Origin of the sequence: Sphingobacterium sp. SYP-B4668, from assembly GCF_027627455.1 — a bacterium.
In the GTDB taxonomy this organism is placed as follows: Bacteria; Bacteroidota; Bacteroidia; order Sphingobacteriales; family Sphingobacteriaceae; genus Sphingobacterium.
Genome location: NZ_CP115483.1, coordinates 5,266,065 through 5,285,793 on the forward strand (window position 1 = coordinate 5,266,065; position 19,729 = coordinate 5,285,793).

Below are 19,729 nucleotides of genomic sequence, written 5' to 3' on the forward strand. Positions count from 1 at the left end.
AAGGTGATTTACTGTTTTTCTCGGAGATCCTGTATGAGTCGGTCCACACTTTCCTCGGTCAGGTTCTCATAAAATGTATACTCGGGTCCAATCTGCAATACAGGGCCATAGCCACAGGCAGCCACGCACTCGACTCCTCTCCAAGAGAAAAGACCGTCGGCGGTCACTTCTCCCTCTTTGACGCCCAATTTATTTTCAATATGTGTCATGATTCTCTCTGCTCCAACTAGACAGCATGGTCCGGTGCGACACACCTCCAACACATACTTCCCTTTGGGCGCTAAAAAATACATGGTATAAAAAGAGGCGACCTCATACACCTCTATGGGTTGAATGTCAAGGTAAGCGGCAACCTTATCCATCGCTTCTACACTTAGCCAGCCAAACTCGGCTTGCACTAGGTGTAAGATGGGCAATAGGGCCGATTTTTGCCTTCCTTCTGGATATCTTGATACCACTTCCGCAAACTTTTGTAAAAGCTCGGAAGAAAACTCTACGGGTTGACTGTCTCTTACACTAAGCATCTAACTCTCCTGCAATAACGTTTAAACTACTCATATTAATAATCGCATCAGATAGCAACATTCCACTGCTCATGGGTGCAAACATCTGATAATTGATAAATGACGGTCTTCTAAAATGTAGACGATAAGGCGTACGCCCTCCGTCATGGATGAGATAGAAACCCAATTCACCATTCCCCCCCTCGACAGCGTGATACACTTCGGATTTAGGGGTATCCCACTCACCCATCACAATCTTAAAATGATAGATAAGTGCTTCCATATTCGTATAGACCTGCTCTTTCGGCGGGAGGTAAAACTCAGGAACATCTGCATGGAATACACCCGCAGGCTCCTTCACTATTTTGTCGAGCGCCTGCTCTATAATACGCATAGATTGCCACATTTCTGCATTACGCACCATGAAACGGTCGTACACATCCCCAGTAGTACCTACAGGTATTTCAAAGTCGAACTCCTCGTAAGAGCAATACGGTTCTTGCGCCCGTACGTCGTAATCAACACCCGTAGCGCGCAGTATAGGTCCGGACCAACTATAGCTCAAAGCTTGCTCTGGGGTGACAGCAGCTACACCCGAGGTTCGCTCTATAAAAATCCTATTACGGACAAACAATTCTTCAAATTCTTTCAGCACAGGAGGAAACCGCTCTAAGAACTCGCGAATCTTAGCAAATGCAATCTCATTAAAATCTCGCTCAAAACCGCCGATACGACCGATATTGGTCGTTAAACGGGCACCACATATTTCTTCAAAGATTTCATAGATGAATTCCCGCTCTTGCATGACATATAGGAAGCCCGAAAAAGCACCTGTATCCACTCCTAAGATACCATTACAGATAATGTGATCAGCGATTCGCGCCAGTTCCATTACGATGACGCGCATGTACTGCACGCGCTTTGGAACCTCAATCTCCAAGAGCTTTTCAACAGTCATGTGCCACCCCATATTGTTAATCGGAGAGGAACAATAGTTTAGACGGTCTGTGAGCGTGGTAATTTGATAAAACGGACGATGCTCTGCAATTTTCTCAAATGCACGATGGATATAACCAATGGTAGAAACCCCACTAACGATACGCTCCCCATCAATCTGTATAACATTTTGAAAAACACCATGCGTAGCTGGGTGCGTAGGTCCAAGATTTAGGGTTATCAGTTCATCCTGCGGATCATTGTCCGAAAAAACAGGCTTATTTGGGGTTATCTTGGTTATGAAATCGCTCATCTTAAATATTAGTTATCGGCCAAAATAAAGGTCTTTTTTATCGATACGGTTTGGATCTTCCAGTGGATATTCCCTACGCATGGGGAACACTTCCATATCATCCACATTTAAAATCCGACGAAGATCGGGATGTCCTTCAAATTGAATCCCAAAGAAATCATATGTTTCTCTTTCCATCCAATTCGCCCCGTTCCAAAGAACAGTAGCCGAAGGGATAGTGGGCGTCTCGCCTCCTATAAAAACCTTGATTCGGATACGGACGTTGTGCACAAGGCTATGCACATGATAAACAATAGCAAAGGGCAATTCCTGATTTGGATAGTGCACTGCCGTAATATCGGTCAAGTAAGTAAACTGTAAGAGGGTATCGTCCTTGAGAAAAGACAACACATCTAAGATATGCTCTTTAGCTGTATGGAGGGTTAAAAGTCCATAAGGCTCCGACGCATTTTTGAGCTTGTCTCCAAACTGCGTCTGCAATCGCTCCCATAATTGTATATTAGTCAACTTATCCATTATCTGTAACTATTCCGTACCGTTCTAACAGGGCTTTATATTCAGGTGTATTTCTTCTATTCAGGGATTCATTCTTGACAATGTCCTGAAGACGCATCACGCCATCTAAAATAGCTTCTGGCCTAGGAGGACAACCAGGGACATAAACATCGACTGGGATAATTTCATCTATACCTTGAAGCACCGAATAGGTATCAAAAATCCCCCCACTAGAGGCACACGCACCTACTGCAATCACCCACCGTGGCTCAGCCATCTGTATATATACCTGCTTCAATACGGGTGCCATCTTTTTGGCGATAGTACCCATTACCAGCAACATATCTGCTTGCCTAGGCGAGAAACTAGGCCGTTCGGCACCAAATCGCGCCAAATCATAGGTCGAACCCATTGTCGCCATAAACTCAATACCACAGCATGACGTTGCAAAGGGTAATGGCCACAATGAATTTGCTCGAGCCAACCCAATCGCTTTATCTAAAGTAGTCGCAAAAAATCCGGATCCTTCTACTCCCGGGGGAGCCTCAGCCAACTTGACATTACTCATGATTTAGTCCTTATTGTTTATATTGATGTATTCTACATACTAAGAATACTCCTTAAAAATACTGTTATTTCCTGTCGTTATTACCGCAAAAAAACTATTTAGAATTATTCTAATCCCAATCCAGTGCCTTCTTCTTGATAATGTAGATGAAGCCCAAAAGCAATATGCCCATGAAAACAAACATCTCTATTAATCCTTGCATCCCAAATTCCCTAAAATTGACCGCCCAAGGGTACATAAAGATGACTTCGATATCGAAAATTACGAACAAGATTGCCACAACGAAGTACTTAATCGAAAAAGGTTGACGTGCATTCCCCTTGACCTCGACTCCCGATTCAAATGAAGAGAGCTTATTTTCAGTCTTAACTTTAGGTCCAATCATGTGTGTGATGATAATGGTACCAACACCAAATCCCACTGCCACAACAAGTTGGATCAATATGGGTAAATAGTCAATCGGAGCATTTGCGAGGTTTACAGTTTCCATGCGTTTATTTTTGGTTATTTACGCCCTAAACTTAAGCATTTATCCGCTAAAATACAAGGCTGTAGCAGTCTCAGTGATGTATTATCTACACTTACCCAAGACGCAGATGCGCAAGAGCATCATCGTGACTTTTACCCATTCAAATTTTTACACAAAAAAAGACGGCCGATAAAAAATCGGCCGTCTCTATCAATATGATTTTGTAAGAATTACAAAGCTTCAATATAAGACTTTGCAAACTCATCTTCTGGATTGATGCTCAACGTCGCTTGGAAATGCTCCTTTGCTTTAGCATTGTCACCTTTTGCGTAGTTGTAGTAACCAAGGTAGTTGTTTGCGTCTACCAAATATTCATTATATTTTGCATCAGCTGGCTTTGCCTTGATCACTTCAATCAACTTAGTAAATGAAGGAACAAATAATCCCTGTATTTTTTCAGGCTCAGCAATGTTGTCTAAACCTAATTGCGCAAATCCTCTGTAGTAAAGTGCTGGAATCAAATACTTATCTACAACTTCTTGTTTCGTAGCTGCAACAACAACTCCAAATCCTTTGTCCGCTTTATCAAAGTAAACTTTACCATCTTCTTCAGCAGCAACTTTTTTCTGTCCTAAATTATAGTTGATTTCGCCGATGTAGTAGTTCGCATCATAGTAGTACTCTGACTCTGGCATGGAAGCAGGAATCTCAAAAATCATAGCAGCAGCTGCCATATCTTGATCCTGGTACTTTGCAAATGCCGTTTCAGCAACTTCTGGCAACAACTCATCTTTATCCATCTCTATAGCTTTTTTCAAAAGCTCTATTCCTTTATCTCTATTTGCCACAGAAGCACCTGTAGTATCAGCTGCTGCTACACCAATATTAGCCAATCCAGCGAACAAGTAGTCACGGGAAATGATACGCTCTGGCTTCATTTTAGCAAATAGGGAGTTCAAATACTCCAATGATTTTGCATAGTCTTTATCCTGGTTATAAGCGCCATAACCTAAGTAACGATAGATTTTTGGATCTACATCAGGGTTTTGTGCCAATTCTTCAGAAACTTTTTTCAACTCCGCGTACTCACGTGCATATACCAAGAAATCCGCATATCTAATTTTGGCCTCTAAAGATTTATCTCCTGTAAGGTCCAAGTATTTTTTATATGCATCTACCCCCTGCTTGTTGATTGCTTTATATTTCTCCTCATCGTCTTCTTTTAAAGAAGATGCACGATACGTTTCCGCCAATTCACGGAAAGTCGGTGCATAGGCAGCAAACTCCTGTGTCAACGCATTTAATTGCTCAATAGCCACATCGTAAGCTTGTGCTCTACGTGTAATAACAGCCTGTCCGATTTTGGCCCGTAACAAACCTTCATCTAATGTAAGGGCATCACGATATTGAACATAAGCCAAGCTTGACTCATTCATGCCCGCATATGCATCACCTAGTGCTAAAGGAACCAATGCATCCTTTGCATTCTTGGCTTTGGCCTGAGTCAAGTATTCCAATGCTTTAGCAAAATCTGGCTTCGGAGCATCGATCAATGCACGACCTGAAAAATATAATGGGAGGTAGTCCTTCTTGCCTAAATCAGAAGTCGCTGTCGTGAATTTTTGTTCGGCTGCCGCTTGATTATTGTTCTTCAAATCAACAATTCCCAAACCAACTGTATTCAATTGAATGTTTTTCGGGTCATTTGTCAATCCATTGTTGAAGATAATAGCAGCAGAATCAACCCGATCATTCACAAGATAAATCTGACCTAAATAAAAATAATTCTCTCCATCCTTTGGTTTCTTTTGCACCAAATTCTCCAACATCACTTTTGCTTTATCATATTGCTCGGCCTCCATCGCTGCCTGAGCATCTTTCAAGCTCTGTGCACTTGCTGTTCCAACAGCTCCTGCAAATAATAGACTTAAAAATAATTTGCTTTTTGTCATAATCTATTTGTGTTCTATTTATATTTTCTAATTAACGAATTATTCCACTTTATCCCTAATAATAATTTCTCTTCCTGGCATTGTTGCCGGGACCAAATCTGCTTTAAGCATAATGCGTTGTCCACGATCTCCAGTTACGAAGGCGGAGAATCCCAGCCCAAGTCCCATGTCAGGTTGATAGTTCAAAATATACACTGGACGACTTAATGCATACAAACCTGCTGCCAAATTTGACTGATTAGGACGGTAAAATTTACCATCGCCATCTTTAGTCAGTGAATTTTGAACGCTTAAGGTACGAATTTTCTCTATATTTTTAAAAGATCGTTTTGCATTTAACCATTGATTGTATCCTATAACGCCTATACCGTCCGTATGTTGTGCGATATAAGAAAGCACTTCATCGCCATTTTCCATTGCTTTCACATACTGGGATGAAATCTTTTCCACCTTACCAATCTCTTTCAACTGCCTTAATGTACTAGAGTTTACATTATCCAATATTAACGAATAATCAGCGCCTATATTTTCCCCCTTTAAGATTCTTAACACGCTTTCTACGCTAATACTCGTGTCGGGACGGCTATCATTCACTACAAAAACTACAGCATCTGTTGCAATCTGAAATATTTTTGGAGTGACAGACTTCTTTTTAAAATAATCTTCTTCTACTTCGTTCAATGTCCGGGTCATAATAGCTGTCTTTGCGCGTCCCTGCAACATCAAATTGATACCCTTTACCTCCGGCGCGCCAATAAGCTGAATTTTTGATTCCTTATATGAATTTTGAAAAACATCAACCTGTTCCTTGACAATAGGTATCAAAGTCTCATCGACAATAACGGGTAGCTGCCCCTTCAATATATCGCCATGCTTTGCGTCATCCTCGTCTGCCGTTTTGCGATTAGCGCACGATGTACTGACTGTGACGAACAATATTAAAGACAAAATAATCTGAAAATTAATTTTACGTATCATATCGACTTATGACTATAGATTTAGTAAAAAGATTAAACAGGAATATTAATTCCTAAAGTTGTTCTGCCACAACCTTGCAAACCGCATGAAAGAATAAACGATCAGTAAGATTCCGAAGAACGTGCGATAAGTTGGGTTTATATCCAATGGAAACTTATTCCAAAAGATAATCAACAGGCCCAATGTAAAATAAAGGCCGAACATAAATAGTCCTAAAATGGACAGAAATCGCTTTAGAGGCGATTTCTGTCTATAATTTGAACTGTTAAAATTACTATTTGTCACCAAATTATTAATTAACAATATTTAATCGAATTGGTAGTGTGTAGGCCACACGCACCGGGCGTCCATTCTGGATGCCTGGAGACCATTTCTTTGCCTTTTTCAACAAAGTAACAGCAGCCTGTCCTGTACCGTACTGCAAGTCACGAATCACCTTGATATCTGTAAGGCTACCGTCTTTCTCCACGACAAATGAAACTTGTACCACACCATTTACACCTTGCTCCGTTGCCGCAGCTGGGTATTGGTAATTGTCACCAATCCACTTCATGAAGGACTTCATTCCACCTGGTGGCTCAGGGTTGACCTCTACCGCAGTAAAGATTTCATTTGTACCTGCTCCGTCAGGAGTTCCTTTCTCTGTACCTGTCACAGCACCATCAACTTTCTTAGGACCAAATTCTCCGGTTGGGACACCAGAAGCTCCTTTAGTACCTTTCAAAGTAAGGCGTGCAGGGGTCTTCTTGTCATCCTTGAATTCTTCCTGAGCAGCAACCTCTTCCTTTACTTGGTTTTTAGGTACTACCTTCGGCTCCGGGAAACGTATAAGGTCTTCCGCTGGTGGCTCCTGAGCGATACGCTGAGGCTGTTCTTCCACCGGAAGAGGCTCTTCTTCCTCTTCTGGCTCCGGAATCACCAAGTCTTCCAATGTCACTTCTGTGATCACAGGAGGTGGTTCGACCGGCTTATCAGGAATCAACTTGATGTTGAAAATCTTTGGAATACTCAAGAGAATAACCACTCCAATTACGATTACTAAACCAATGTTAGTAGCTCTTGGCGCCAGTTTACGTAGCTGGTAAGCTCCGTACTCTCTATTTCTATTCGCAAAAACAACGTCTAGCCATTCCTTTTTGAATAAATCTAATTTTGAACCAAACATAATTTCTTATTTTTTTGCGTTTAAGTATCTATAATACTAATCGTTATACAAATTCTCACGCTTTAACAAATCTATTTCCTCTGGAGTGATTTTAGAAATCATATAGCGTTTGATATCTACAATTTTCATCTCGTCCAATACATCGACTAGATTACGTTGTACAGATTTCTCACTTGGTCTGATTACTACGATCAAATCCTTTCCTCCAGCGGCAGCCGGAACTTTTGCTTTCATTTCAGTAATGACTTTACGCAATCCCTCTGTGCTATAATCTATAGCTGTCGGAGGTGTTATCGGACTTTTTAATTGTCCGTAATACCATAAAATCTTATTATCTGAACCCAATAGTAAGGTAATAGAACGATTATCCGCAATCTCTAAATTGTCGGAAGCATCCATCTTATTCTTATCAGGCATCGCAACGTCCATCGCTTGAGGCTTGTTTAAAGACGTGGTCAACATGAAGAAGGTAATCAATAAAAACGCAAGATCTACCATGGCGGTCAAATCGACCTTACCACCGGATTTCTTACTTCTTACTTTGCCACCTTTCCCCTTTTTACCGGAGTCTTGATTTAATTCTGCCATTTTTCTTTTATCTATTTAATGAGACCCCGATTATTCATTACCTTTCAACCCAGTTACAAAACTGAATTTATTTTGTTTCTGATTACGAAGTGTCTCAATGACTAAATTAACGGATGGATATTTTTCATTAGCATCTGCTTTGATTGCAATCTTCATCGGTCCTGGATCAACGAAATTCTTTTCGCCTTCCTTTTCCTTTGTGATTTCAGCAGTAGCTAGTCTTGCTGACTGTACCCAATGATACAATTCGTTCGTATTATTCTCCGTGCTATCTACAGGAATTCCCGTTTGCACGCCCGGTAGTACTCGTTGACTCGACTCAAGGGTCAACAACTGACGCAGATTCTTAATTGGAACACCGAAATCTTCGCTAAGCTCAAATTTCTCGTAATCCTCTGCAGAGAACTGGACATTGTATTTTGCGGACATTCTTTCCAACATCCTTTTGCGGACTTCACGTTCCTTTACTCCGAAGAATACTTTACCTTCCCCACCGATTGTGATAACTCCAAGATTGGTATCTGGTAATTTATCTTTTGTAGTGGAAGCAGGAGTATCAACAGGGAACGCTTCTGGTTGACGCGCTGTAGATGTCAATACGAAGAATGTAAGAAGCAAGAACGATACGTCACACATCGCCGTCATGTCGATGGACGTACTTGATCTTTTTACTTTTGCTTTTCCCATTTTTCTTTACTTCTAAAATTAATTACTCAATCCTTTGACTATATGATGCTTTTAGTTTTCAGATTCCATAAAGAATCTGAAAAAAAGCAAATCTTATTTGTGGTTAGCAGCGTACGTTTGTACGATTGAGAAACCAGCCTCGTCAATTGAGTAAGTTAATTTGTCGATTTTTGCAGTCAAGATGTTGTACATAACGATTGCAAAAGTTGAAGTTGCGATACCTGTTGCTGTATTGATAAGGGCCTCAGAGATACCGTTTGCTAATTTAGCTGAATCTGGAGCACCACCTGTTGCCAAAGCTGAGAAGGCCTTGATCATACCTGTTACTGTACCCAATAGACCTGTCAATGTACCAATAGAAACTAATGTAGCGATAACGTTCAAGTTTTTCTCTAACATTGGCATTTCCAATGCTGTAGTCTCTTCAATTTCTTTTTGGATAGCTACAGCTGATTTTTCAGCATCTAATCCTGTGTTTGCAGATACATCTTTGTATTTCAACAATCCTGCTTTGATTACGTTCGCTACTGAACCTTTTTGTTTGTCACATTCCGCAATAGCTGTGTCAATATTACCACCGTTGATTAATACTTGTACTTTTCTTACGAAGTTTCCAACATTACCAGTACCTGAAGCTTTGTTGATAACGATAAAGCGTTCGATAGAGAATACCCAAACCATCAAGAACAACCCGATCAGAACCGGTACTACTGCTCCTGCGTGGTAAACCATTCCTAAGTAATTTCCTTGTAGTGGTTGATTTTCTGGGTTTCCTTCTTGGAAGTTAGATGGAGCTCCCATCACATATTTCCATACGATGAAACCAACAATGAAACAAATGATGATTGCTAAACTTGCAAATAGGGAACCTGAATTTCCGCTCTCTTGCTTTGCAGGACTAGTTGTTTTTGGTGCGTTTGCCATTTTTACTAAATTTTAGATTTTTTACTGTTGTTTAATATAATGTTTAATTCAATTATGTGCAATTCAATTCTCTATTTGTTGTCCATATGAGAAACAAATATAGCATTTTGTAGTAAAAACAAAATTAATGCTGCATTAAAATACAATTTATTAAATTCTGCATTTAACTTTGAACTCTAATTACGAACAATCCATCAGCAGAATCATTGTCCATCAGTCTTATCATGTCAAAGCCATGCGTAATGCTGTAATATTTTACAATGAAAACCATTTTTTTTTTGATATCCAAATTAATAAATCATTAAGTGTTAAAAATAAGTAAGTGGTTACTCACACCAATCTTTCAAATACCAAGTGTTTTTTTAACGTCAAATTATGTGTTATATTATATCAAGGCCGTTACAAATACCAACAAACAAACGAAGAACCAAGGCTAAACCACTATCCACCAACCACTTTGACTTTATATCCTTCTGCGTTCAATAATTCAACTATTTTTTGTTTAAAATCTCCTTGTACCATTATTTCACCATTCTTAGCTGTACCCCCTACTCCACATTTTTGTTTGAGCTTCTTGCCTAGAATTTCCAAATCGGACTCAGCACCGATGAAACCAGCAACAATTGTAACAACTTTACCCTTTCTCATCTTCTTATCCAGCATCACTTTGAGCTGCTGTTTGTTTGGGGGCAATGTATCAGCCTCCTCGGCCAACTCTCCCCCTAGATACTCAAAGTCATCAGAGGTAGAATATACTATTCCTTCAAATCGTTGTTTCTTTTGTTTACTCATAATACTAATTTAGCAAATTATTCGAAGTGACTTAGGTAAAATTTTGATATCCAATTTTTTTCCTAGTTCAAAAGGCTCACCATCTACATGCGCCGCACCATCCTGCTCGCGCTCGATATAAATCTCCTTTCCGGGAATAATCTCGACATATTCAGATTGATCGGCAGATTTATTGAAAAGGTGAAAAACCATCATTGGCAATGTATAAAGTGGGAATTTATGCACAATACAGACATCCAGCAATCCGTCATTAACCGACGCTTGTGGAGCAATATAAGCGTTATTGCCATATTGCGGAGAATTGGCCACACTAATCATAAAAGCCTCACGTTCATATGGCACTCCGTCAATGGTGAGCTTGTATGTGCAGGGCTTATAATTTGTCAATACGTTGATAACGGATTTTAAATAGCCGATTGGCCCTCTGATATTTTCATTTGCAAATCTATCGCTAACGGATGCATCAAAACCAATTCCTGCAATATTGAAAAAATTCCGACCATTAATAATTCCAGAATCCACTTCGACTGATTCAAATCGATTCAACCTCCTCAGTGCCGCACTTTCATTCATAGGAATTCCCAAATAAAGGGCAAGGCCATTCCCAGAGCCTTCGGGAATAATCCCTAATGGGATCCCAGAACCGACCAATGCTGACCCCAGCTCATTGATGGTGCCGTCCCCTCCGACAGCAACTACCGCATCATAGCCCTCTTGAATGGCTTTCAAACCCAATTCATATGCGTGATTGGGGTGATTTGTCTGTTGAAAAGTAGGATTAAACTTCTCTAAATCTAAAACTTCCAACACCTGCTTATTGAATGCAGTCTTCCTTCGTCCTCCGGAGATAGGGTTGATTACAAATAATATTCGCTTTCTTTCGGCCATACAGGTGTCTCTTAAACTTTTACCGGATAAAGATAGACAAAAGCCCCTATATTAGGCGAAAGGATGTACAATATCAAGTCACTTTCATATCTATTTGATTCGTTCTCCAATTGCGACAGACCCTACTTGATTTGTGAGATGGAATATCAAACGATTTTTCATTCGTGTTTGTGTAATCTATACTATAGGGGTATTTCAAGTGTTCACGCCATTCGAAAAAGAATATTCAAATCCTTGCTTTAGACTAACGGTTTCATTTTGACTTGCTGACTACAAAATTGAATTTTAAAATTCGGTAAAGAGTCGTAGATTTGCGCAACAATTTGTGGATTGATTTGCGTCAATGGATAATATTCCATGACTGGAGATTGCAACCACAGTAAAAAAGTGCTAAGACCTATCAACTTCTGTGTTTTTCACTTATCTGTGATTTTTTTCCCTTGCCGAATCATCTTACATTAATTAAGATACTTATGGCTTATTTATTTACTTCAGAATCGGTCTCAGAAGGACACCCAGACAAAGTTGCCGATCAAATTTCAGATGCTTTAATAGACAACTTTCTTGCTTGGGATGAGGATGCGCGTGTTGCCATCGAGACACTTGTGACTACAGGTCAAGTGGTACTTGCCGGCGAAGTTAAATCCAAGATATATTTAGATGTGCAGAAAATCGCCCGCAATGTAATCGAAAAGATAGGTTACACCAAGTCCGCGTACATGTTTGAAGCGAATTCCTGTGGCGTATTATCTGCTATCCATGAGCAGTCTGCAGATATTAACCAAGGAGTGGACCGCAAGTCAAAACAAGACCAAGGAGCTGGAGATCAAGGAATCATGTTCGGATATGCGACCAACGAAACGGAGAACTACATGCCTCTAGCGCTTGACCTATCTCATCGATTGTTGTATGAACTTGCGGCCTTGCGCCGAGAGAACGAAGAAATTACATATTTACGTCCCGATGCAAAATCTCAGGTGACCTTAGAATATGACAGTCACCACAAACCTGTCCGCATCGATACAATCGTCATTTCGACTCAACATGACGACTTCGACGAAGAGTCTGCAATGTTGAAAAAAATCACGGAAGATATCAAAGCGATATTGATCCCTCGAGTGAAAGAACAGCTCAAACCCGAGTTACAACTTTTATTTGATGACAACATCAAGTTTCATATCAATCCTACAGGCAAATTTGTCATTGGAGGCCCACATGGTGATACGGGCTTGACAGGAAGAAAAATTATTGTAGATACCTACGGTGGTAAAGGGGCGCATGGTGGAGGCGCTTTTTCCGGAAAAGACCCATCCAAAGTAGATCGTTCAGCAGCATACGCCACACGTCACATTGCCAAAAACCTAGTAGCTGCTGGGGTAGCAGAAGAAATCCTCGTGCAGGTGTCCTATGCTATTGGAGTAAAAGATCCAATGGGAATCTATGTCAACACGTATGGAACAAGCAAAGTGAATTTATCAGATGGACAGATTGCGCAAGAAATAGCAAATCTATTCGATATGACGCCATACGGTATTGAAACTAGGCTCGGGCTTCGCAACCCAATATACTCGGAGACGGCAGCATACGGTCACATGGGTAGAACGCCACTGACCGTCACCAAGACGTTTGAAAATAGCAATGGTGAGCAGAAAGTTGTCGAAGTCAACCTGTTCACTTGGGAAAAATTAGATTACGTAGATAAAATAAAAGAAGCTTTCAAGCTTTGATAACACGATACCGAAAAAAGAAGCCTCCAAGATAGGCTTCTTTTTTTGATATAATTCCTCTTTTATCCCTATCTTTATTGTATACAGCAAAACCTTCAAAACGATGAAAAGAAGAACATTTATCCAATCTACCGCTAGTTTAATCGGCACTACGGCATTGACCACTACGGTATCTGCGGATAGCAATAACGTCGTCAAATCTCAAATCGTACATTCGGTATATTTTTGGTTGAAAGAAGGGTCAACAGAAAAAGAAATCACCGCCTTCGCAGCTTTTTTCGAAGCGCTCAAAACAATACCCGATGTCGTAAGTTTAAAATATGGCCGACCGGCTCCTACCAATCCTAGGCCTGTGGTGGATCAAACTTGGACATACAATTTAATTGTTGTATTTGACCATATGGACCATATCAACACCTATGAAAATCATCCTATACACTTAAAGGCTATAAAAGATTATAGTAGCAATTGGACTAAAGTAGTCGTATATGATACGTTATTAGATTAATCCTCGAGCTTTAATCTCCAAATATTTGTTAATCGAATTAATCGTCAACTGCTCAGGAGCCGTATAAATGGTCTGAATCCCGTGGCGGTGTAGTTCCTGTATAATCAGGCTCTTCTCGTAAACGAATTTTTCGGCTATAATTTGGTTGTATATATCAATCGTACGGTGTCCAGCCTCCTTGGCCATTTGAATCAATTCTGTATTCTTAAAGACGACAACAACGATGATGTGTGTCTTATTCAACATCTTTAGATAGGCTATCTGTCTATTAAGGCTATCCTGTGTTTCAAAATTCGTGTAGACAAAGATAAGTGACCGCTTATTGATATGCTTGTTGGCAAAGGCATACAGATTCCCAAATTCAGACTCTTCAAATAGCGTATTGATACCATAAAGAGCCTCTGAAATCTTTTGCATTTGTTTATTCCGCTTCTCTGGGGGAATATGATTACCCACCTGCTTTGAAAAGGTCAACATTCCCGCCCTGTCCTCTTTGAGAATCGCGGCATTAGAGAGCACCAATGTCGCATTTATCGCATAATCCAATAAAGTCATCTCTTCAAAAGGCATACGCATCACCCTCCCCACATCGATGAAAGCGTAGATGGGTTGTGATTTCTCTTCTTGATACTGATTGACCATGAGCTTCTTATGCTTTGCAGAAGCTTTCCAATTCATAAATCTATACTCATCGCCCCGCACATATTCGCGAACATGGTCAAACTCCAGGGTAGACCCAATCTTTCTGATGCGTTTCACACCCAATTCTTTCAACCGATCGGTGGTAGCCATCAATTGATATTTACGCATCTGTATAAACGAAGGGTAACAAGGAATGGAAAGCGGCTGCTCTAACACAAACTTTCTTTCAAAAAAACCCAAATGCCTGATCAGTGCATGGCAACGGTTGAAAATGTATATCCCCCGTGTTGTTGGGCGAAGTTGGTAAGTAAGGTGTTTGTGCAATTGGGGGCGAAGGGAAAAACTAAATTCATTTTTCCGAACTTGCAATTGTATGGGATATTCCTCCAGTACCCGAACACGCACAGTAATGGGGTAAGTGCTGAAAACCTCCAACTCGAAGGTATTTAAGTCCCCATTGGACAGTTTTTCTGGATATTTACGCGTTAGAAAAACACTATTCTTACCAAAATGTAGAAACAGAATATCCCAGATACAGGCTACAAAAAGCAACCAAAATACAGCTGTAGCGCCCCATATAAAAAGGGGCATAAAAAAAGAAGCGGCAAACAGGAAAGCCATTCCCAAAAGGGAGTAGAAAAACTGGTTGGTAAAATAGAGTCTTCTTATAAATGTTATCATCGTGGAATTTCTACACCATCAACAATTTGCTTAATCATATATTCAGTCGTAAATCCCTCCATCTCCTTCTCTGGCGTTAGCATGACCCGATGACCTAAGATTGCAGGCGCTACATATTTTACATCGTCTGGTGTAATAAAGTCTCGCCCCAAAAGAGCGGCAGAAGATTTTGACGCCTCGAGAATAGCAATCGAGGCCCGAGGGGAGGCGCCCAATGTAAGGTTAGGATTGACCCTCGTTTGCACGATAATCTGGGCAATATAATTCAATACCTCTTCATGGGCGTACACTGCCTTTACGATATTTTGAAAAGCGATAATCTCATCACCGGTAACAACGGGATGTACCAGGGCCTCTTTATCGCCTGCTTTCTGCGCTTGATGTTCCTGTAAGATTCTCAATTCATGGCTGAACTCCGGATAATTGATGACAATCTTAAAAAGAAAACGATCTAACTGAGCTTCGGGAAGACGATAAGTACCTTCATGCTCAATAGGATTTTGTGTCGCAAATACAAGAAAAGGGCTAGGCATGCGGTACGTATGTCCGTCTACAGTGACCTGCTGCTCAGACATACACTCGAATAATGAGGCCTGTGTCTTAGCTGGAGCGCGATTAATCTCGTCGATTAGAATGATGTTGCCAAAAATCGGTCCACGCTTAAATTCAAATTCATTGGACTTGAGGTCCAATATGGAGGAACCCGTTACATCCGAGGGCATCAAATCAGGGGTAAATTGAATACGTTTGAACTCACTTTGGATGCTTTTGGCAATCAATTTTGCGGTAAGGGTCTTCGCAACCCCAGGCAAGCCCTCGATCAATGAATGGCCAGATGCCAAAATCGACATCAACAACATATTGATGACTTGATCCTGTCCTACGATTACCTTTTTAACTTCACGCTTCACGCCTTCCATTTTTTCCTGTAGCCCAGATAGGTCTAAGCGACTTTCAAAATCAGGCATATATCTTTCCAATCCATTCATATCATATTTGATTTGGTTTTAAACTCTTCTATTTTATAATGTAATGTCTTTAAATCATCTAATGTAAGACCACGTCGGGTACGATAGCTTGAAATTAAGGCCATCAGCTCTTGGGTATCTTCAAGAGGCACTCCGGACTTAAGTGCCAAACTTCTGACGAATTTTTCGTCCTCCATATCCATGGTGTCTAAGTGAAAAGACCGTCTCACGTCGAATAAAAAATAATCAATTTTCTTATCCACCATATTTCCAGGCTCGCCATTCTCATAATACAGCGTTGCAATGGTTTTGGCAAACTCCTTGGAAAGATTTGGCTCAGGTTCTACAATTTCAACGGCTTGTTGCTCACGCTTACTCTTAAACACTAAAAATAATAACAAGCCAAATAACAATAAGTACCAAGCTTCTCTCAACCCTTGATGTGAAAGAATCATCCGTAGAGGGGTGTCTGCTTGTCCTTCCTGATAATGACTATCGTACCAGATAATATCTTTTGCAGTCAACGTTTTTAACGCTGCTGAGGCATACTCATAATTATTCCGTTTGAGCATGTAATAATTAGTAAACACTTCAGGCTCTAGATGCAGATATACCTTCCCTTTGCCCCAGGAAATCTGCACAAAATTGGGCATGGCATGCTGCTGTACAGACGCAGTACCGACGATGCTAATATTCGTACTATCGATTAAATCAAAGATATTGGTATATTCTATTTTGTCATATCTTAATCTTTTGCCCTTATAGCCAAGCGAAAAACTTACATCTTCGAAAAGCAAATTGGATGATATTTTGAACGCGTCTAGATTCGTAGCCGAAAGCTTCAATGTATCCAACAGCTCGGCATCAAAGTCTTTGCTTGAAATAAAAACCTCTCCGCCACTGGCCGCAAATTCCAAAAGTTTTTTGGCAGCCGTGGCACCCACATGAAAATAATCGTCAATGTAAATAAATGCCGTTTGGTCATTTACAAGTGTATCCTCCTCCAAGAGTTCATATATAGATTTTTTGGTATCAGTGATACTGACCTTATTCCCCAAGATATGAGCAAGCTCTTCTCGTGCAACATACAATCCGTACGGAATCTTGTCCCGCTGATTATAGGTTTTGGCCCAATCAATAGGTTTTTTACTGATGGCGTCAATGATACCAATCGTGAGCAAGACCAACAGGACTATCCATATACCGAATTTGCTATTATTTGTCATGCCCATTTCATTTGAAATTCACGGAATAAAACGGTATACTTTTCATACTCAGCTTTCGATATTGGAAAACTGCCAAACCAAACGTGATTAAACAAATTGCTGCATAGCTCAAAATCTCTTCTCAACTCGACGTTTTCCATCGCTGCCATAAGCTCTATGGAACTCTTGGTGTGACTCCATTCAATTAAACCCTTATTAGCCAAAAGTTGGATATTAAGCAAATTTTGATAGCGGATAGCCAAAGCATAATCTTCATCACGAAGAGCTTGATCTATAAAAGTCTTCACGTCCACTCGCAAAAGATTGCGCTCTACAAATTCGACACCCGTCATATCCTCATGCTCTTCAGTATGCTTGATGTAAACCTTTCGACCAGTAAAGATTAATCGATAGATAATCAATACGAGCAATAAAACGCCAACAGCTCCTAGAACCTTATAGAACCAGTCAGGATTACGAAAATAAAAATCAGGAAATAGGGAGTTCAGAAAGTTGCTAACCCGTCGCTTTAGCCGATCCCAAAACCCAATTTTATCGGATATTTTTTCGATATAAAGAAAATCATCCGTTTGGTAGTGCGCAAAGGCAGTGTCAAATTCATGCGGTTGCACCTTGTGGATATGTGGCACATAAGGCACGGCATCGTAGTGACCCTTTTCCCAATAGGGGTGGGTATTATAGTTAACAATCGTGGTATCTGTCTCTGGGTCCAGCACTAAGTCCTCCAGCACAACCTCTTCACTACTTTCGGTTTGGGCACTATCAGTGGTCTGCGCACAACCAATCCAAGGTAGGCCGAGCATCAACAATGTAAGTACACCTATATACATCTCCCTAATGACCATCTACGCCCTTCCCGATATTAGCAATGGTCTCATAAATATTTTCACCAAAGCGAAGTTCTTTTGCCGATTCATATATCAATCCAGAGATTAGCACGGAAAACATATAACTAGCAATCATAATCATGGCAAAAATAGTCCCACCAAGGGATGCAATCAATTTACCGTAAAACGTATCGAAAAAACGTTCATCAAAACCAATCGTATTATAAGCGATCAATCCTAGAACAAGTACAGGGACTAAGCTCATCATCATCAATAAAATTTGAAAGATTGCACTCACGATATAAGAAGAGACGCCATAGTCAAATATCTTCTTTCTCAGCATATCAAAAGCCGAAGTAAAAGAATCGGCAAGTGTGTAATATCCTTCCCTATACAGCATAAACGCGCAGAAAAACCAGACACTTACACAGGACGTCAAAATACCAGCAGCAAAACTGCCTATAATGGGAATAAAAGAAGCAATAGCAAATGCAATGAATAGCGGAATGGAGATAATGGCCGTCGCAATAATCGCAGCTCCAAAGAACCGAAGGTAGGTCCCAATATGTGCCTTAAAGCTAGACCAGACCTCAGCCGAGCCAAATTTAGTATTGTTGTGATTGCGAAGCAAAATAAAGTACTCGATGGCTATTCCGAAAAAAACAAGTACCAAAATCATCAGTACACCTAATATCCCAAAAAATAATCCCCAAATGCCAAACTCATCGGTCGCGCTAAAATCGCCGCTGAAACTTACCTTCGTGGTCAGATAATAAAATAAAAGGAGCATAATCGCGAGGGGCACCACCGCAAGTCTAAACAAGGTCACGCAGAAATGACGAATGACCATTTTCAGCAGGTCTACAAAATCTTGAACGAACTCCCCGAGCTTACGTTCTTTCTTGAACTCAAAGTTTAACTCCATCCAAATCTTCGCGCTAATTGATAAGGTCTTAAAACATAAAAATAAAGAATCGCTAGCAAGGATAAAACAATAATCATCACACACATAGCGACAGAAGATTGATAGTATCGGGTCACAAAGCCCTCAAGCGTACCTGCCACAATAAAAAAGGGGACAGTGCTGATCAACACTTTACTGGCTCGCTTTGCGGCTTGCTTAAATGATTCTAGGCGAGTATACGATTTTGGAAAAAGGATACTATTGCCCAATGTGAGCCCACAGGCTCCCGCAATAATAATGACAGCAATCTCAATAGTACCGTGTATCCAAATAGCTGACATCGCCTCTGTCATAACACCATACTTGAAAAACATATAGTGAAAAGCGCCTAGCATGATACCATTCGAAAAAAGGATATAACCTGTACCAATGCTGTAAAAAATTCCAAAAATAAATGCGTTGAATGCCACCTTAATATTGTTGATGGTAATGGCAATAGCTGAACCCATCATCCCTCCTTCATCGTAGATGGCTGCCGGATCTCCCTGTTTAATTTTTTCAATCGTGAAATCAACATAGGAATGACCCAGTATCAGACGGACAAATTGGTCATCATAATGAGCGGATAGGAATCCTATCGCTACAGCTAAACAAAAAATAAGAAGCGAATAGAGCATCTGCTTCCTGATCTGCCAAATAGCTAACGGGATATCGTAATTAAGGAAGTGAAAAAATTGATTGTTGGAAGATTTTTGATCCTTATATATTTTTTGGTGGGCAAGCAATGAAAGCCCATTTAGATATTCCTTTGTTTTACTTTGTGGATAAAATGTTTGGGCATATGCCAAATCATTTGTAAGTTCGATATAGTTTGAAGCTAACTCATCGGGGTCGACCTGGCTTTTATTTGCTAGATTCTGCTCGATAGAGACCCATTTTTCCTTATTTCGTTCGATAAATGAAGCTTCTCTCATAATTAATTTATCAC

21 protein-coding genes are annotated in these 19,729 nt (G+C 40.3%); 2 read left to right on the top strand and 19 right to left on the bottom strand.

Annotation, left to right across the window (positions count from 1 at the left end; translation table 11 throughout):
• Window positions 1-8 precede the first annotated feature (8 nt).
• The 13 genes from OQ289_RS21415 to OQ289_RS21475 all read right to left on the bottom strand — a co-directional run bounded on the left by OQ289_RS21415 (window position 9) and on the right by OQ289_RS21475 (window position 11,258).
• Window positions 9-524, bottom strand: a complete 516-nt coding sequence (locus OQ289_RS21415; RefSeq protein ID WP_033565685.1) for an NADH-quinone oxidoreductase subunit NuoE family protein — start codon at window positions 522-524, stop codon at window positions 9-11.
• The gene (locus OQ289_RS21420; RefSeq protein WP_270088751.1) at window positions 517-1,752 is read right to left on the bottom strand and encodes an NADH-quinone oxidoreductase subunit D; all 1,236 of its coding nucleotides are present in this window, start codon (window positions 1,750-1,752) and stop codon (window positions 517-519) included. Before OQ289_RS21420 ends, OQ289_RS21415 begins: the two co-directional genes overlap by 8 nt.
• A gap of 12 nt (window positions 1,753-1,764) precedes the next feature.
• Window positions 1,765-2,268 carry an NADH-quinone oxidoreductase subunit C gene (locus OQ289_RS21425; protein WP_033565687.1) on the bottom strand — a complete coding sequence of 168 codons (504 nt, stop codon included), beginning with the start codon at window positions 2,266-2,268 and terminating at the stop codon, window positions 1,765-1,767.
• Window positions 2,261-2,815 (bottom strand): NADH-quinone oxidoreductase subunit B, encoded by a 555-nt coding sequence (locus OQ289_RS21430; RefSeq protein WP_033565688.1) that lies wholly within the window; start codon window positions 2,813-2,815, stop codon window positions 2,261-2,263. Before OQ289_RS21430 ends, OQ289_RS21425 begins: the two co-directional genes overlap by 8 nt.
• A 109-nt stretch (window positions 2,816-2,924) precedes the next feature.
• The gene (locus OQ289_RS21435) at window positions 2,925-3,305 is read right to left on the bottom strand and encodes an NADH-quinone oxidoreductase subunit A (protein WP_270088752.1); all 381 of its coding nucleotides are present in this window, start codon (window positions 3,303-3,305) and stop codon (window positions 2,925-2,927) included.
• Window positions 3,306-3,514: 209 nt separating this feature from the next.
• On the bottom strand, window positions 3,515-5,236 hold the full coding sequence (locus OQ289_RS21440; RefSeq protein ID WP_270088753.1) for a tetratricopeptide repeat protein: 1,722 nt from the start codon (window positions 5,234-5,236) through the stop codon (window positions 3,515-3,517).
• A gap of 39 nt (window positions 5,237-5,275) precedes the next feature.
• A complete protein-coding gene (locus OQ289_RS21445) occupies window positions 5,276-6,214 on the bottom strand; it encodes a PstS family phosphate ABC transporter substrate-binding protein (protein WP_270088754.1) in 939 nt (312 codons plus the stop codon).
• 292 nt (window positions 6,215-6,506) lie between these two features.
• A complete protein-coding gene (locus tag OQ289_RS21450; RefSeq protein ID WP_033565692.1) occupies window positions 6,507-7,379 on the bottom strand; it encodes an energy transducer TonB in 873 nt (290 codons plus the stop codon).
• Between the two features lie 36 nt (window positions 7,380-7,415).
• Window positions 7,416-7,967 carry an ExbD/TolR family protein gene (locus OQ289_RS21455; RefSeq protein WP_033565693.1) on the bottom strand — a complete coding sequence of 184 codons (552 nt, stop codon included), beginning with the start codon at window positions 7,965-7,967 and terminating at the stop codon, window positions 7,416-7,418.
• A 30-nt stretch (window positions 7,968-7,997) separates the two neighbouring features.
• The gene (locus tag OQ289_RS21460; protein ID WP_270088755.1) at window positions 7,998-8,654 is read right to left on the bottom strand and encodes an ExbD/TolR family protein; all 657 of its coding nucleotides are present in this window, start codon (window positions 8,652-8,654) and stop codon (window positions 7,998-8,000) included.
• Window positions 8,655-8,747: 93 nt separating this feature from the next.
• Window positions 8,748-9,578, bottom strand: a complete 831-nt coding sequence (locus OQ289_RS21465; protein WP_033565695.1) for a MotA/TolQ/ExbB proton channel family protein — start codon at window positions 9,576-9,578, stop codon at window positions 8,748-8,750.
• Between the two features lie 441 nt (window positions 9,579-10,019).
• Window positions 10,020-10,370 (bottom strand): translation initiation factor, encoded by a 351-nt coding sequence (locus OQ289_RS21470; protein WP_270088756.1) that lies wholly within the window; start codon window positions 10,368-10,370, stop codon window positions 10,020-10,022.
• Between the two features lie 9 nt (window positions 10,371-10,379).
• On the bottom strand, window positions 10,380-11,258 hold the full coding sequence (locus OQ289_RS21475) for a diacylglycerol/lipid kinase family protein (protein ID WP_033565697.1): 879 nt from the start codon (window positions 11,256-11,258) through the stop codon (window positions 10,380-10,382).
• A 473-nt stretch (window positions 11,259-11,731) separates the two neighbouring features.
• Here OQ289_RS21475 and metK point away from each other — a divergent pair, with 473 nt between their 5' ends.
• Complete coding sequence (metK, locus tag OQ289_RS21480) at window positions 11,732-12,985, top strand: methionine adenosyltransferase (protein WP_033565698.1); 1,254 nt, start codon at window positions 11,732-11,734, stop codon at window positions 12,983-12,985.
• Window positions 12,986-13,088: 103 nt separating this feature from the next.
• Complete coding sequence (locus OQ289_RS21485) at window positions 13,089-13,493, top strand: Dabb family protein (protein ID WP_270088757.1); 405 nt, start codon at window positions 13,089-13,091, stop codon at window positions 13,491-13,493.
• Here the strand turns inward: OQ289_RS21485 and OQ289_RS21490 are convergent.
• The 6 genes from OQ289_RS21490 to OQ289_RS21515 are packed head-to-tail and all read right to left on the bottom strand — an operon-like array spanning window position 13,485 to window position 19,715.
• On the bottom strand, window positions 13,485-14,816 hold the full coding sequence (locus tag OQ289_RS21490) for a DUF58 domain-containing protein (RefSeq protein ID WP_270088758.1): 1,332 nt from the start codon (window positions 14,814-14,816) through the stop codon (window positions 13,485-13,487). The two genes, OQ289_RS21485 and OQ289_RS21490, sit on opposite strands and share 9 nt — an antisense overlap.
• Window positions 14,813-15,805: an AAA family ATPase gene (locus OQ289_RS21495; protein ID WP_270088759.1), complete on the bottom strand. Its 993-nt coding sequence runs from the start codon at window positions 15,803-15,805 to the stop codon at window positions 14,813-14,815. Before OQ289_RS21495 ends, OQ289_RS21490 begins: the two co-directional genes overlap by 4 nt.
• A complete protein-coding gene (locus tag OQ289_RS21500) occupies window positions 15,802-17,010 on the bottom strand; it encodes a DUF4350 domain-containing protein (RefSeq protein ID WP_270088760.1) in 1,209 nt (402 codons plus the stop codon). The genes OQ289_RS21495 and OQ289_RS21500 overlap by 4 nt, the downstream gene beginning before the upstream one ends.
• Entirely contained in the window at window positions 17,007-17,855 is an 849-nt protein-coding gene (locus tag OQ289_RS21505; RefSeq protein WP_270088761.1) for a hypothetical protein, read from the bottom strand. Before OQ289_RS21505 ends, OQ289_RS21500 begins: the two co-directional genes overlap by 4 nt.
• Entirely contained in the window at window positions 17,845-18,762 is a 918-nt protein-coding gene (locus OQ289_RS21510) for an ABC transporter permease (protein WP_270088762.1), read from the bottom strand. Before OQ289_RS21510 ends, OQ289_RS21505 begins: the two co-directional genes overlap by 11 nt.
• Window positions 18,753-19,715 carry a stage II sporulation protein M gene (locus OQ289_RS21515; protein ID WP_270088763.1) on the bottom strand — a complete coding sequence of 321 codons (963 nt, stop codon included), beginning with the start codon at window positions 19,713-19,715 and terminating at the stop codon, window positions 18,753-18,755. The genes OQ289_RS21510 and OQ289_RS21515 overlap by 10 nt, the downstream gene beginning before the upstream one ends.
• Window positions 19,716-19,729 lie beyond the last annotated feature (14 nt).

Excerpts from the sequence above, each read along its gene's own strand:
- OQ289_RS21465 (WP_033565695.1), bottom strand. The coding sequence starts at position 9,578 with ATGGCAAACGCACCAAAAACAACTAGTCCTGCAAAGCAAGAGAGCGGA.
- OQ289_RS21450 (WP_033565692.1), bottom strand. The coding sequence starts at position 7,379 with ATGTTTGGTTCAAAATTAGATTTATTCAAAAAGGAATGGCTAGACGTT.
- OQ289_RS21425 (WP_033565687.1), bottom strand. The coding sequence starts at position 2,268 with ATGGATAAGTTGACTAATATACAATTATGGGAGCGATTGCAGACGCAG.
- OQ289_RS21485 (WP_270088757.1), top strand. The coding sequence starts at position 13,089 with ATGAAAAGAAGAACATTTATCCAATCTACCGCTAGTTTAATCGGCACT.
- OQ289_RS21490 (WP_270088758.1), bottom strand. The coding sequence starts at position 14,816 with ATGATAACATTTATAAGAAGACTCTATTTTACCAACCAGTTTTTCTAC.
- OQ289_RS21460 (WP_270088755.1), bottom strand. The coding sequence starts at position 8,654 with ATGGGAAAAGCAAAAGTAAAAAGATCAAGTACGTCCATCGACATGACG.
- OQ289_RS21430 (WP_033565688.1), bottom strand. The coding sequence starts at position 2,815 with ATGAGTAATGTCAAGTTGGCTGAGGCTCCCCCGGGAGTAGAAGGATCC.
- OQ289_RS21445 (WP_270088754.1), bottom strand. The coding sequence starts at position 6,214 with ATGATACGTAAAATTAATTTTCAGATTATTTTGTCTTTAATATTGTTC.
- OQ289_RS21505 (WP_270088761.1), bottom strand. The coding sequence starts at position 17,855 with ATGGTCATTAGGGAGATGTATATAGGTGTACTTACATTGTTGATGCTC.
- OQ289_RS21475 (WP_033565697.1), bottom strand. The coding sequence starts at position 11,258 with ATGGCCGAAAGAAAGCGAATATTATTTGTAATCAACCCTATCTCCGGA.
- OQ289_RS21435 (WP_270088752.1), bottom strand. The coding sequence starts at position 3,305 with ATGGAAACTGTAAACCTCGCAAATGCTCCGATTGACTATTTACCCATA.
- OQ289_RS21495 (WP_270088759.1), bottom strand. The coding sequence starts at position 15,805 with ATGAATGGATTGGAAAGATATATGCCTGATTTTGAAAGTCGCTTAGAC.
- OQ289_RS21440 (WP_270088753.1), bottom strand. The coding sequence starts at position 5,236 with ATGACAAAAAGCAAATTATTTTTAAGTCTATTATTTGCAGGAGCTGTT.
- OQ289_RS21510 (WP_270088762.1), bottom strand. The coding sequence starts at position 18,762 with ATGGAGTTAAACTTTGAGTTCAAGAAAGAACGTAAGCTCGGGGAGTTC.
- OQ289_RS21420 (WP_270088751.1), bottom strand. The coding sequence starts at position 1,752 with ATGAGCGATTTCATAACCAAGATAACCCCAAATAAGCCTGTTTTTTCG.
- OQ289_RS21500 (WP_270088760.1), bottom strand. The coding sequence starts at position 17,010 with ATGACAAATAATAGCAAATTCGGTATATGGATAGTCCTGTTGGTCTTG.
- OQ289_RS21470 (WP_270088756.1), bottom strand. The coding sequence starts at position 10,370 with ATGAGTAAACAAAAGAAACAACGATTTGAAGGAATAGTATATTCTACC.
- metK (WP_033565698.1), top strand. The coding sequence starts at position 11,732 with ATGGCTTATTTATTTACTTCAGAATCGGTCTCAGAAGGACACCCAGAC.
- OQ289_RS21515 (WP_270088763.1), bottom strand. The coding sequence starts at position 19,715 with ATGAGAGAAGCTTCATTTATCGAACGAAATAAGGAAAAATGGGTCTCT.
- OQ289_RS21455 (WP_033565693.1), bottom strand. The coding sequence starts at position 7,967 with ATGGCAGAATTAAATCAAGACTCCGGTAAAAAGGGGAAAGGTGGCAAA.
- OQ289_RS21415 (WP_033565685.1), bottom strand. The coding sequence starts at position 524 with ATGCTTAGTGTAAGAGACAGTCAACCCGTAGAGTTTTCTTCCGAGCTT.